At 66.5% G+C, this 12,795-nt stretch carries 13 protein-coding genes and 1 pseudogene; 6 read left to right on the forward strand and 8 right to left on the reverse strand.

Annotated elements, in window-relative coordinates:
* The first annotated feature begins 198 nt into the window (after positions 1-198).
* Entirely contained in the window at positions 199-1,194 is a 996-nt protein-coding gene (locus tag J6525_RS32295) for a P1 family peptidase (RefSeq protein WP_225647753.1), read from the forward strand.
* Between the two features lie 158 nt (positions 1,195-1,352).
* On the opposite strand, the gene J6525_RS32300 is transcribed toward J6525_RS32295, so the two are convergent.
* Positions 1,353-2,144, reverse strand: a complete 792-nt coding sequence (locus J6525_RS32300; RefSeq protein WP_225647754.1) for an EF-hand domain-containing protein — start codon at positions 2,142-2,144, stop codon at positions 1,353-1,355.
* 252 nt (positions 2,145-2,396) lie between these two features.
* On the opposite strand from J6525_RS32300, the gene rpe reads away from it, so the two are divergent.
* On the forward strand, positions 2,397-3,098 hold the full coding sequence (gene rpe, locus J6525_RS32305; protein WP_028339914.1) for a ribulose-phosphate 3-epimerase: 702 nt from the start codon (positions 2,397-2,399) through the stop codon (positions 3,096-3,098).
* 13 nt (positions 3,099-3,111) lie between these two features.
* Here the strand turns inward: rpe and J6525_RS32310 are convergent.
* From J6525_RS32310 to J6525_RS32335, 7 genes and pseudogenes are all read right to left on the reverse strand, one after another.
* Positions 3,112-4,589 (reverse strand): annotated as a pseudogene (locus J6525_RS32310) (serine/threonine protein kinase).
* Between the two features lie 5 nt (positions 4,590-4,594).
* The gene (locus J6525_RS32315) at positions 4,595-5,335 is read right to left on the reverse strand and encodes a metallophosphoesterase family protein (RefSeq protein WP_092088601.1); all 741 of its coding nucleotides are present in this window, start codon (positions 5,333-5,335) and stop codon (positions 4,595-4,597) included.
* A gap of 108 nt (positions 5,336-5,443) precedes the next feature.
* Positions 5,444-6,037, reverse strand: coding sequence for a TetR/AcrR family transcriptional regulator (locus tag J6525_RS32320; protein WP_092088582.1), 594 nt, complete (start codon positions 6,035-6,037; stop codon positions 5,444-5,446).
* The gene (locus tag J6525_RS47025; protein WP_016843141.1) at positions 6,034-6,168 is read right to left on the reverse strand and encodes a hypothetical protein; all 135 of its coding nucleotides are present in this window, start codon (positions 6,166-6,168) and stop codon (positions 6,034-6,036) included. The genes J6525_RS32320 and J6525_RS47025 overlap by 4 nt, the downstream gene beginning before the upstream one ends.
* 631 nt (positions 6,169-6,799) lie before the next feature.
* Positions 6,800-7,408 (reverse strand): hypothetical protein, encoded by a 609-nt coding sequence (locus J6525_RS32325; RefSeq protein WP_225647755.1) that lies wholly within the window; start codon positions 7,406-7,408, stop codon positions 6,800-6,802.
* Positions 7,401-8,090, reverse strand: coding sequence for a DUF2135 domain-containing protein (locus tag J6525_RS32330; protein WP_092088578.1), 690 nt, complete (start codon positions 8,088-8,090; stop codon positions 7,401-7,403). The genes J6525_RS32325 and J6525_RS32330 overlap by 8 nt, the downstream gene beginning before the upstream one ends.
* Positions 8,087-8,869, reverse strand: coding sequence for a MotA/TolQ/ExbB proton channel family protein (locus tag J6525_RS32335; RefSeq protein WP_057018416.1), 783 nt, complete (start codon positions 8,867-8,869; stop codon positions 8,087-8,089). The genes J6525_RS32330 and J6525_RS32335 overlap by 4 nt, the downstream gene beginning before the upstream one ends.
* Before the next feature lie 244 nt (positions 8,870-9,113).
* Here J6525_RS32335 and J6525_RS32340 point away from each other — a divergent pair, with 244 nt between their 5' ends.
* The 4 genes from J6525_RS32340 to J6525_RS32355 form a co-directional block, all read left to right on the forward strand.
* Complete coding sequence (locus J6525_RS32340) at positions 9,114-10,484, forward strand: histidine kinase (protein ID WP_092088600.1); 1,371 nt, start codon at positions 9,114-9,116, stop codon at positions 10,482-10,484.
* 1 nt (position 10,485) lies between these two features.
* Positions 10,486-11,154, forward strand: a complete 669-nt coding sequence (locus tag J6525_RS32345; protein ID WP_225647756.1) for a response regulator — start codon at positions 10,486-10,488, stop codon at positions 11,152-11,154.
* Positions 11,155-11,328: 174 nt separating this feature from the next.
* The gene (locus J6525_RS32350) at positions 11,329-12,501 is read left to right on the forward strand and encodes a M20 aminoacylase family protein (RefSeq protein ID WP_225647757.1); all 1,173 of its coding nucleotides are present in this window, start codon (positions 11,329-11,331) and stop codon (positions 12,499-12,501) included.
* Between the two features lie 71 nt (positions 12,502-12,572).
* Positions 12,573-12,795: transposase (locus J6525_RS32355; protein WP_225647758.1), on the forward strand; the 223-nt coding region annotated here is incomplete at its 3' end.

Consider the following 12,795-nt stretch of genomic DNA (forward strand, 5'->3'; position numbering starts at 1 on the left):
ACCATCCTTCGCCGTCATTGCGAGGAGCGAAGCGACGAAGCAATCCATCCTTCCGTGCGATCGGTGACAATGGATTGCTTCGCTTCGCTCGCAATGACGGGGACAGAGTACTAGACGCCCCGGTCCAGCCGGGGCGTTTTGCTTATCCGTCGCGGCTGCTATACCGAATCGATCGGACAGCAGGCGGATGGACCCATCGTGAAAAACCTTCTCACCGATATTGCCGGCGTTGCCGTCGGCCATGCCGACGATCCAACGGTCGCCTCCGGCGTCACCGCCATCCTGTTCGAGCGGCCGGCGGTCGCCTCGATCGATGTCCGCGGCGGCGGTCCCGGCACCCGCGAGGAAGCGCTGCTTTCGCCGCACAACGTCGTCGAGGCGATCGACGCCATCGCGCTGTCCGGCGGCTCGGCGCACGGCCTCGATGCCGCCGGCGGCGTGCAGGCCTGGCTCGCCGAGCGCGGCCGCGGTTTCCGCATACGCGACGCGGTGATCCCGATCGTGCCGGGCGCGATCTGCTTCGACCTGCTCAACGGCGGCAACAAGGCGTGGGGACGCTTTCCGCCCTATCGCGACCTCGGCTACGCGGCGGCCAATGCCGCCTCCGATGACTTCGAGCTCGGCAGCGTCGGCGCCGGCATGGGCGCGACCACCGCCAACCTGAAGGGCGGCCTCGGCTCGGCGTCCGACGTGACCGACGATGGCGTGACGGTCGCGGCGCTCGCGGTGGTCAACGCGGTCGGCAGCGTCACGGTCGGCAGCGGCCCCTGGTTCTGGGCGGCGCCGTTCGAGGTCGGCGGCGAATTCGGCGGGCGCGGCCTGCCGCCCTCGTTCACGCCGGACATGCTGAAGGCGCGGCTGAAGGGCGGCGCCGACGCCAGCGCCGCCGAGAACACCACCCTCGTCGTCGTGGTGACCGATGCGCAGTTGACGAAGCCGCAGGCGCGGCGGCTTGCGATGATCGCGCAGACCGGCATGGCGCGCGCGATCTATCCGGTGCACGCGCCGCTCGACGGCGACGTGGTGTTTGCCGCCGCGACCGGCGCCAGGCCGATCGATCCGCTGTTCGGCCTCACCAAGCTCGGTGCGCTCGCCGCCAACACGGTGGCGCGCGCCATCGCCCGCGGCGTCCATTCGGCGACCGCGCTGCCATTCGCCGGCGCGCTGCCGAGCTGGCGGGACAGATTCGGTTAGATCATCGCGCTTCTGGCTCTGCCGTCATTGCGAGCGAAGCGAAGCAATCCATCTGTCCGCACATGTGGACAGATGGATTGCTTCGTCGCTCCAGCGCAAAATTGCTTTGCAATTTTGTCGCCGAGCTCCTCGCAATGACGGAAATTACCAGTCTCGTCTTAAGCGCTGACCGAAACCGCAGCGAAGTCTTGCGCCGAGATCGCCTTCGCCTGGCGCTGGATCAGCTGCTCGACGATGTTGTAGGAGGAGGCCGCGTTGAGGGTCGCGGAGGATGTGGCCGGCGTCGTCATCGCCACCTTCGAGCCGTCGGCATAGGTCGTCGTCGTGGTGGTCGAGCCGTCGCTGTTGGTCACCGACGTCGAGGTCGCGCCGTCCAGCGCCTGCATCAAGGGATCGGAGCTCGATCCGCCCGCGCCGGAGCCGGATCCATCGGTCGAGCCACTGGCCATGTGATGGCGATGATGGCCACCGCCCTTGTGGCCCTGCAAGGCCTGGGACATCTCGTCGAGGCTGACGTTACCGTCGCCATTGCTGTCGAGCTTGGAGAACACGTCGTCGGCCTGCGCCGTGTTGGTGCCGCCAGCGCCGAGCGCGTTCTCGAATTCCGACTGGGTGATCTTGCCGTTGCCGTCGGCATCGATCTGCGAGAACAGGTCCTTGAGCGCATCCGAGCGGCTGGCCGCCGTCGGGCTGTTTGAAACCGCGGTCTGGGACTGGCTTTGCGCGGAAATCAGCGCGCCCATCGTAAGCGGCGAAATCTGCCCGGAGCCGCTGCCCGAGCCGGTACCGGTGCTGCTGCCGGCCGACGTCGATGTACCGGTCGAAGGGGCGAACAGGCCGGTGGTCTGGCTCCCCTGACCAGAGCTGCCGGTCTTGGTCGTCGACTTCGACGACATCAGCGAGCTCAAGAGGTCAATGGCCGACGACGCAGCGCCAAGGGCGAACAGCATGGCAAGACTCCAACAGGGCCGCGCCTGGCGGCTCAAACGCTGGTCAATGGCTGAGCAAAGGGCGTGCCATGGCAAAAACCCAGCAAAACCAGGCGTTCCCGCATCGAAGCGGGTTCCGCGCACCCGGCAAGAGCTGCCGCCGGCGGAAGAATTTTCCGGTCGCAGAGCGCCGTCCGCTCGCATTGCCCGCCACGCGTCCGCATGTTAGGCGGACTCACCCGTCGCCCCCTGAAGTCTTCCGGAACAGCTGACATGACTCAGTCATTCACCCCGCGTCCCCTCGTTATTGCTCCGTCGATCCTGGCGTCGGATTTCTCAAAGCTCGGCGAGGAGGTCCGCGCCGTCGACCAGGCCGGCGCCGACTGGATCCATCTCGACGTGATGGACGGACACTTTGTGCCGAACATCTCCTATGGCCCCGACGTCATCAAGGCGATGCGGCCGCACACCAAGAAGATCTTCGACGCCCATCTGATGATCTCGCCCTGCGACCCCTACCTGGAGGCGTTCGCCAAGGCGGGCTGCGACCACATCACGGTGCATGCCGAGGCCGGCCCGCATTTGCACCGTTCGCTGCAGGCAATCCGCGCGCTCGGCAAGAAGGCCGGCGTCTCGCTCAATCCGGCAACGCCGGCGAGCGCGATCGAATATGTGCTCGACCTGATCGACCTCGTGCTGGTCATGTCGGTCAATCCTGGCTTCGGCGGCCAGGCCTTCATCCGCTCGGCGATCGGCAAGATCTCTGATGTCAGGGCGATGGTCGCGGGCCGCCCGATCGACATCGAGGTCGATGGCGGCGTTGCGCCCGACGTCGCGGGCCAGCTCGCGGCCGCCGGCGCCAACGCCTTTGTCGCGGGGTCCGCCGTGTTCAAGGGCGGCACCGTCGAGGCCTACAAGACCAACATCGCCGCGATCCGCCATGCGGCGGCCGAGGCACGCGGCGAGGCGATCTGACGATCCGGGGGAGCTAGAACACTGCGGGCGGCGTGGCCGCGGCATTCGCCGCTTGCTCCGCCGCCTCATCGCCCTCGCCGCCGTCCGCTTGCGACGCCAGCCGCGACGGCCGCACCACGGTCACCGTGCACGGTGCTTCCCCTGCGACCTGGCGGACACGCTGCCGAGCAGCGCGCGCCGCAGCGAGTTCTGCCGCGCGCCGATGATGATGTGGTCGACCAGGTTGACCGCGGCGAATTCCAGGATCGCGGCGGCGGGATCGATCGCCTCCAGCACATGCACGGTCAGCCGCCCTTCCTCGAGCCCGAACGGCCGCGCCCAGTGCTGCAGCGCCACCAGGCGGTCGACGTGCTTGTTCTGGCCCTGCTCGTCATGGGTGCGGTCGATCGCCAGGCGATTGAGCTTCAGCACGTTGACGCAGGCGAGCCGCGCCGACGGCGAGGTCGACAGCACCCGCTCGGCGGTGACGCGGATGGTGTCGTTCAGCGCCTCGGCACCCTCGCCGATATCGAGCGCGACGGCAACGATCGGGCTCGAGGCGAGCTGGGCTGCGACATCGGACTTCGGCCGCGGCGGCACCGCGCCGAGATTGAAGCGGCGGCGCCACACCGTGCCGAGCGGGTCGCGGCGCAGCCGCTGCGCCCGCGCCGTCAGCTTCACCTGATCGGGATGGCCGAGATCGAAGGCAAGCTGCGCCGCGGTCGGATAGCGCGCGGCGGGGTCGATCTCCAGGCAGCGCAGCACGATCTCCTGCAGCCAACGCGGATAGCCGGGCTTCAGCTCGCGCGGCGGATACGGGTCGCGCCACAGCCGCCGGCGCATGCCGCGCAGGCTTTCGGTCTCGCCGAACGGGCGCACGCCGGTGCTGAAGAAATAGAGCAGCACGCCGAGCGAAAACAGATCGCTGCGCGGATCGTCGCGGACGCCGAGCAGGCGCTCCGGCGCCATGTAGGGCGCGGTGCCGTAAGGCAGGCGAAACTCCTCCTGCAGCAGGTCGGGCAGATGCCGGTGATGCGAGAGGCCGAAATCGATCAGCACCGCCTCGCCGCGCTTGCGGAACATGATGCTGCTCGGCTTGATGTCGTGATGGATGACGTTCTGCCGGTGCAGGCTGGCGAGCGCGGTGGCGACCTTGCCGCCGATCACCCTCACCTCCTCATACGGCATCGGCAGCTCGCCGAGCCGCTTGTAGAGCGTCTGCCCGGGGATGCGCTCCATCACCACATAGGCCTGGCGCTCGAAGTCGCCGGTGCCGAAACAGGCCGGCACGTGCGGCCCCGACAGCCGCGGCAGGATCATCTGCTCCATCTCGAAGCTGACGATCGCGGCCGGATCCTCGCCCTCCGAGGTGAGCGGCACCTTCATCAGCAGCGGCACGGTGATGCCGGGATGGGTGACGCTCCACAGCGTTGCCATGCCGCCGCGGTGCACGCGTTCGCCGATGGTGAAGCCATCGATCTCGGCGCCCGCCTGCATCGCCAGCGCCGCCATCGGCGTCACCGGCCGAGCAGCAGGCGTTCGGCGAGCCAGTGCGGCAGGCCGTTCGCCTTGATCCGCGCCGCCGCGGTTGCGACATCGTAGGGCACGCGATGAAAGGTGATCTCGCGGCTTATGGTATCGAACATCGCAAACGACGCCGCGGGATCGCCGTCGCGCGGCTGGCCGACCGAGCCGAGCACCGCAAGCCAGCGCCGCCCCGGCAGCAACTGAACGGCGATGCCCGAAGTCGGAACGAAGCTCGTCATCTTGGCGGTCGAGGACATCGAATAGAGGCCGGGACGATGGATGTGGCCGCAGAACGTGATCTGCAGCTCGGTGGCCATCATGCTGCGCGCGGCGTCGGCGGTGTCGCGCACGTAGCGCCATTTCGCGGGCTCCGAAGCTTCGGAGTGCACGTAGAGCCGATTGTCCTCCTCCCGCGACATGGGAAGCTCGGCGAGGAACGCCTTCTGCTCGCCGCTGAGCCGGCCGCGGGTCCAGTCGATCGCGGCCTGCGCCTCGGCATTCATGCTGTCGCTCGGCACGCCGATCGCATTGTCATGATTGCCGCGCACCGCGATCGCACCCTTGGCCACGAGGTCCATCACCGTGTCGACGGCCCATTCGGGATCGGCGCCGTAGCCGACGATATCGCCGAGGCAGATCAGCCGCTCGGCGCCGCGCGCACGCGCAGCGTCGAGGCAGGCGGCGAAGGCCTGCCGGTTGGCGTGAATATCGGCGAACAGTGCAAGCCGCATCGTGATCCGCGTTGCTGATCCGTATCCGATATCAAGCACACGCGGCCCCGGGCTCGCAATCGGGCCAAAGGCATCAGGTGGTCAGAGGGAAATCGGCAGAACGGTCGGCTAGGGCTTGCAGACCCGCAGGCCCTTCAGCAGCAGGGCCAGCAGCGCATCGATCCGCCCCGGGCATTCCGGCTTGGCCCATTCCTCGGCATGCGCCGGGTGATGGTAGCGGACGGTGGCGTCGAACACGGCACGTGCGGTCGCCTTCGCATTGTCGATCTCGAACACGCCTTGCGCGACACCGTCGGACAGGATTTTCGCGATCAGGTCGACCTGCTTGTCCTTGTAGGCTTCCACCACCTCGCGCGCGTCCTGCGCCAGCGCCAGATAGGTCGCGAACATCTCTGGATCGTCACAGACCTTCTTCTGCTTGATCGTGAAGGCGGTGCGCAGCCATTGCTCCAGCCGCTCCGGCGCCGGGCCATCGCCGGCTGCGATCTTGCACAGCGGCTCGTTGGCGCGGTCGAGCCAGCGCTTGGCGACGGCATCGCGCAGCGAGGCTTTGCTGGGGAAATGACGGTAGACGCTGCCGTGGCTGACATCCAGCGCACGGGCAACGTCGACAACGGTGGCCTTGGTCAACCCGAAGCGCCTCAAGACATCCTCAGTTGCCTCAAGAATCCGCTCGGGTGTCAAAACCACCGCCTCGTTCATGCGTTTACCGTCTGGTTATCGCTGTCCTGCCCGCGGGTGAACTTGGCGGCCTGGGCGGCCAAGTGGCGGGCGACACGAAGATTGAGCCACTGTTGAATCTGGGCGGTCAATTGAAAGATTTCTATGGTCATTGAGGTAGTCCTTCGAGGTAGTCAAATTAAGTCCGGTTCCCCGGCCAAACGCCGGAACAGCCACTGGGCGCCCTCCTCCCTTGAAGTGGTGAGTATATACACCATCCCGATGACAGATTTCAATATCTGTCAGACAATATTTTGTGAAATGACAGCGGCCTCCCGGGAAAGCCCTCGGCTGATGGGCGCTACAACGTTCCGTGAGCAGCCGGGGCGATCTGCCAATCCGCGCCTATGTCTGGGTCGGGGCTACCTGGGAGAGGCTTGCATGGACCGGCCAATGACCTTGAAGGAGATCGCCAAGATCACCGCGGGCGCGGTGGTCTCGCTCGTCATTGTCGGGTGGCTGATGGTTCTCGCGATCGCATTCCTGACGGTGCTGTGAGCCCGCCTCGCCGCGCCGGCCCCTCCTAGCGGACCTTCCACAGCGCCTTGCCGCCAGAATCGAAAGGGGCCGCCTCACGCGGCGGCCCCTTTGCCGGGAAAATGTCTTGGGGATAAAATCTAGCCCCGGTTAGCCCCAAGACTACACACTTCAGGGAATTGAGGTATTCCGGATGATTACTGTCCATTTCGCTGACTGATTATTGCCGATCCCTATTTTTGTGCCATCCTCCTGGCAGGCAGCCGGCTATCGCTGCTCGTCCTTGGGCGGCATCCGGGGCGGCGGCAGCGGCGTGAACACCGACCCTTGCGCACCGGCCGGCGGAGCCAAGAACGTCCCCGTGGTGGAATCGCCGCCCGTCGTCTCCACGATCGTCTTCGGCGTGATGTACTCCCTGACGAAGTCCATGATGGTGCCGTCGCCACCGCCGAAATCCGCCGCCCGTCCGCCTTGCGGGTGCCCGGCCTTGATCTCGTTCTCGGCGGTGTGGGTCTGCTCCGCCAGCGCGTCGCTATAGGGAATGCGGAAAGCGCGCGGGATCGCGCTCGGCCGGTTGTCCTCGTCAAGCTCCTCGACCCAGAGATAGATCGAGCCCGGGTCGCCCTCCAGCGAATGCGGCTCCACGATCCGCGTCGACAGCAGCTTGAAATTCGCCGGCAATTTTTCCGCGGACGCCCAGCCGAGCAGACCGCGCATGCCGCCGAAGCTGACGAAGTAGAACGCGCTGGTGACGACGATGACGACAGCCTTCAGCGACCAGTGCAGCCGCGCGTAGACCAGCACGATCAAGAGCAGCGCACCGACCACCGCGTATGCGACCGCAAGCGTGAGGATCACCGACTGCAAGCTAATCATTGCGGAGCACCCTGACGCCGGATTTCGGGACGCCGGTGTTCGGATCGAGGTCTCCGCCGTTGCGCCAGCTGCTGCGGAAGGTCTCGAGCAGCGATTTCGGCCGCCGGTCCACGTTGATCACCTTGCCCTCGGCGTCGAGACGAAACCTGACCGCGGTCTTCTCGTCGCCGGTGTGATCGACGGTCAGCTTGTCGTCGAAGATCACCTGCGCCGTCGGATTGAGCTTCTGCACCTTCACATTGGCCTGCACCGGCTCGCCGGTCGTCGCCTGGAAATGCGAGACGTTGACGGTGTATTCGCCGGCAACGACGCCGCGCAGCGTGACGATCTCCTCGCGGATTGGGGAAGCGATCTTCTTGCCGTTGACCACGATGAAGTCGTTGGCGCCGCCGCGGTCGTCGCGATCGAGCGTCAGGAAGCCGGCCTCGCGATGCCGGTACCAGGCGATGTTGCCGGCCGGATCCTGCACGAACAGGTCGAGATCGTCAGGATGGTTGTCCGGCCAGTCCATCGTGATGATGAACTCCGCCTTGGATTCGATCTTGCCTTCCTTGGAATCCGGCGACACCGCAAGCAGCGCCAGGAAGAACAGGAAGGCGATGACCTGCAGCGCCTTGAACAACATCACGCCGAGCGGATCGAACGGCTCCTCGCGCGGATAGAGCCCGAACTCATCCATCATGACGGCGTACCAAGGCGACGTTCCAGGGCCGGCGTGACGTGCGTCTCGGTCAGCACGACGGCGTCGGAAAACACCCGCTGGGTCGCGGAATCGAGCATGTAATACTGGATCCGGACCAGGATCGATCCGATCAGCCCGGCCAGCGTCGTGTACATCGCGACCGCCATGCCGTCGCTCATCAGGCCCATCGACGACTTCATCGCGACCTTGTCGGCGGCATCCAGCGAAGCGATCGGCGCCAGCATGATGATGAAGCCGATGATGGTGCCGAGCAGGCCGAGCTTCATCAGCGTGTCGGAGACGAAGGCGCCAAAGCCGTTGGACCCGCGCAGCCGGTCCGCCAGCGTGCGCAGCAGCAGGGTCTGGTCGATGCGCCCCTTGGCCTGCGCCTCGGCCTTCTGCACCAGGCTCTTGATGTGATCGGTGACGAGCCCGCCGGGCAGACCGCGTGCGTCTGATGCGAGCGCCCCTGATGCAAGGATCTTGGCGCCATCGGGCGCGGCGAGGATGGTGCGGCAAGAGCGCGCCACCTCGCCTTCCCGCGCGATCGCCCGCGTCCGCCAGAAGCAATGGATGCAGGTGACGATGTAAAGGACGGCGATGACGCTGGAAATGTAGGTGCGGTCGGAACTGATCATGAGGCGGATCAGCCCGTAGCGCCACAGCAGGAAGGCGGCGAACACCGAAAGGCCGGTGAAGATCATCCAGAGCAGCAGGGCGCTGCGCTCCGCCGCGTCCGTGCCGGCCGATGCGGCCGCGACGTCGACCTTGGCATCCATGCTGCGTGAGCTCCCTGTGTTCCGTGAGGCTCCGCGCGGGCCTCACTTTCCGTTAGAGCAGAGCCGGCCTGCGCCGTCCAAAGACATCTGCCCAGATTTCGTCGGGCAAATTTCCCGACCTGCATAGCTTCGCATGCTTGCGATTGGCGGGGAACAGCGGTGCTGTTAGCATCGCATCTCTCGTTTGAGCATGACCAGCCGCTTCTCTCCGTTTCGGATCATGCTCTGGCCGTGGAGTGATCGCATGCGCCTCGTGCTTCAACTGGTCGCCCGCCTGCTCGTGATCGTCGCGCTATGCCTCGGCGCTGCCACCATCTGGGCCACGATCGACGCCTATCGCAGTGTCGATCGCGCCACGCAGGCGTCCGCCGAGCGGGTTTCGCAATCGCTCGAAGCGCTGTACTGGCGCGAATTGCTGCTGCGCAGCAACCGGATGCGCGAGCAATTGCTGCCGGCACCGGACTGGCGCACCATCGAAACCATGGGCCTGATCGCGCCGGGGATCTGCGTGCAGTTCGAACCGGCCGGCGCCTTCGAGAAGCCGCTCTGCGGCCAGAGCAAGGGAATCGGCAAGGCGCCGCCGCGCTGGTTCGCGGCCACCGTGCAGAAGGTGCTCGGCGATCACGCCACCGTGGAGCGGCCGATCAGCGCCCGCGCCGCGACCGCGGGAACCGTCCGCGCCATCGCCGATCCGGACGCAGCGATCGCGCTCGCCTGGCAGCACATTCTCGACAACATCCATGTCGCGCTGTTGATGGCGCTCGCCATCGCGCTGCTCGCTTCGCTTGCGATCGCGCACACGCTGGCGCCCGCCCACTCGATCGTGTCGGCGCTGCGGCGCATGGCCGACGGCGAGTACCGTACGCCGCTGCCGCGCGTCCGCTCGATGGAGCTCGCGATGATCGGGCGCGCCGTCAGCGATCTCGGCGACCGCCTCGCACTTGCCGAGGAGGAACGCACGGTGCTGACCAGGCGGCTGCTCGAAATCCGCAACGACGAACGCCGCACGCTGGCGCGCGAGCTGCACGATGAGTTCGGCCAGAATCTCACCGCGATCCTCGCCTTCGCCAACACGATCGAGGCAAGTGCCGGAGACAAGTACGCCGCCGGCACCGAAATTGCGCAGGATGCACGGATGATCTCGCAGGCGACGCGCCGCATCATGGCGTGCCTGCGCGATACGTTGAACCGGCTGCGCCATCCGCCGGCCGAAGAGCTCGGGCTGGAGGCAAGCCTCGTCGATCTCGTCGACAGCTGGCGGTCGCGCACGGCACAGCCGATGATCCAGCTCGATCTGCAGGGCGACCTTGCCGACATCAGCGGCACGGTCGCCGCCACCGCCTATCGCGTCGCGCAGGAGTGCCTGACCAATGCGCTGCGCCACAGCTCGGCGCGCGAGATCGTGCTGCGGATCGAGCGGCGCACCGGAAGCGAGAACGCCCTGCTGGTGCGGGTCGAGGACGATGGCGGCGGCGATGCGGCCAAGGTGGCGCAATCCGCGGGCTTCGGCCTCACCGGCGTCAGCGAGCGCGTCACAGCCCTCGGCGGCTCGCTGTCGATCGCGCGCGCCAGCCGCGGCCTGTCGGTCGCCGCCACGATCCCGCTCGCCGCCTGAGATGACAACCGTGACGGCGACAACGGCGAAGATTCGGGGCATCTCGATCCTGCTGGTGGACGATCATCCGGTGGTCCGCCAGGGCTACCGGCGCGTGCTTGAGCATCAGGACGATTTCCACGTGGTGGCCGAAGCCGACAACGCCGCCAGTGCCTATCGCGCGTTCAAGTCGCACCAGCCCGATGTGGTGGTGATGGACATTTCGATGCCGGGTGCCAGCGGGCTGGAGGCGATCCGCAACATCCGCGCGCGCGACCCTGACGCGCGCATCCTCGTCTTCAGCATGCACAGCGAGGCGGCCCAGGTGAAAGCGGCATTCGGCGCCGGCGCCAGTGGCTTCGTCACCAAGGGCAGCGAACCGGCCGAACTGATCGCGGCGATCCGCTCGGTGGCGCGCGGCGAGCACGCGATGAGCGACGACGTCGCGCGCGTGCTGGCGCTGGAGAGCCTGGTGCCGACCCGATCAGCGCTCGACCAGCTCGGCGAGCGGGAGATCGAAATCCTCCGGCAGCTGGCGGCCGGCAGCACCAAGGAGCAGATCGCCGCCAACCTCAACCTCAGCACCAAGACCGTGCAGAACTATCACTACCTTATCAAGGCCAAGACCGGCATGCGGACCGACGCTCAGCTGGTCCGCCTCGCCGTCGAATGCGGGCTGGCGAATTTGTAGCCCCGTTCCCGTAGCCCGGGTGAGCGCAGCGACACCCGGGGCGGGTTGTGCATATTCCCGGATATCGCTTGCGCTCATCCGGGGCTACGGGGCTGGTACCATTCCCGCGTGACAAGTCGGCGGGTTACGCTACGCTGACCCGCCCACCAAAGCTCACAAGAACGGACGCTCCCCATGCCCATCGTCAATCGCGTTGCCGCCCTCTCGGATGAAATGGCCGCCTGGCGCCATGACTTCCATGAGAATCCTGAACTGCTCTACGAAGTCCACCGCACCGCCGGCATCGTCGCCGACAGACTGCGCGAGTTCGGCTGCGACGAGGTGGTGACGGGGATCGGGCGCACCGGCGTGGTCGGCGTGATCCGCGGCCGCAAAGCCACTTCGGGAAAGACCATCGGCCTGCGCGCCGACATGGACGCGCTGCCGATCGCGGAGGCCTCGGGCGTCGCCTACGCCTCGAAGATTCCCGGCAAGATGCACGCGTGCGGCCATGACGGCCACACCGCAATGCTGCTCGGCGCCGCCAAATATCTCACCGAGACGCGCAATTTCGACGGCACCGCGGTCGTGATCTTCCAGCCCGCCGAGGAAGGCGGCGCCGGCGGCAAGGCGATGGTCGACGACGGGCTGATGACCCGCTGGGGCATCCAGGAGGTCTACGGCCTGCACAACATGCCCGGCCTGCCCGAGGGTTACTTCGCGACGACGCCGGGCCCGATGCTGGCCTCGTCGGACACGTTGAAGATTGTCGTCCACGGCAAGGGCGGCCACGCCGGCGCCGCCCCGCACGAGGCGGTCGACAGCGTGCTGATCGGCGCCCAGATCATCAATGCGCTGCAGTCGATCGTATCGCGCAATGTCGACCCGCTGAAATCGGCGGTCATCTCGATCACGATGTTCGAGGCCGGTACCGCGTTCAACGTGATCCCGGAGACCGTGACGCTGGGCGGCACCGTGCGCACGCTCGATCCCGGTGTGCGCGACCTGGTCGAGCGCCGGATCGGCGAGATCGCCTCCAGCATCGCCAAGGCCTATGGCGGCTCGGCCGAGACGGATTATGGACGGATGTATCCGGTGACGTTGAACCACGCGCGCGAGGCCGGCGTCGCCGCCGAGGTCGCCCGCGATGTGGTCGGCGCCGACCGCGTCAACGACAATCTGGTGCCGGTGATGGGCGCCGAGGATTTCGCTTTCATGCTGGAAGCGCGCCCCGGCGCGTTCGTCTTCCTCGGCATGGGCGACGGTCCGATGTGCCACCACCCCGCCTACAAGTTCAACGACAACATCCTCGGCCACGGCGCCTCCTACTGGGTGCGGCTGGTCGAGAAGCAGATGCCGGCGGGCTAGGGTCCGTACTCAATAAGGATTCACGGTTGGGCTAAATCGTGATTCAAGGTCTCTAATTTGAGGAGGCCTTGATGCGCAAGCAACTCTACTGGTTGAGCGAGGCGGAGTGGAAGCGTCTTGAGCCGTTGCTGCCGCGTGGACGGCGCGGTGCACGTCGGGTGGACGACCGGCGCGTGATCAGCGGGATCGTACACATGCTGCGGTCGGGAGCGCGTTGGCGGGATTGTCCGCCGGAATACGGTCCCTACACAACGATTTACAACCGGTTCAACCGCTGGAGCCGACAGGGTCTCT

It is taken from the genome of Bradyrhizobium australafricanum (genome assembly GCF_020329495.1).
GTDB lineage: Bacteria > Pseudomonadota > Alphaproteobacteria > Rhizobiales > Xanthobacteraceae > Bradyrhizobium > Bradyrhizobium australafricanum.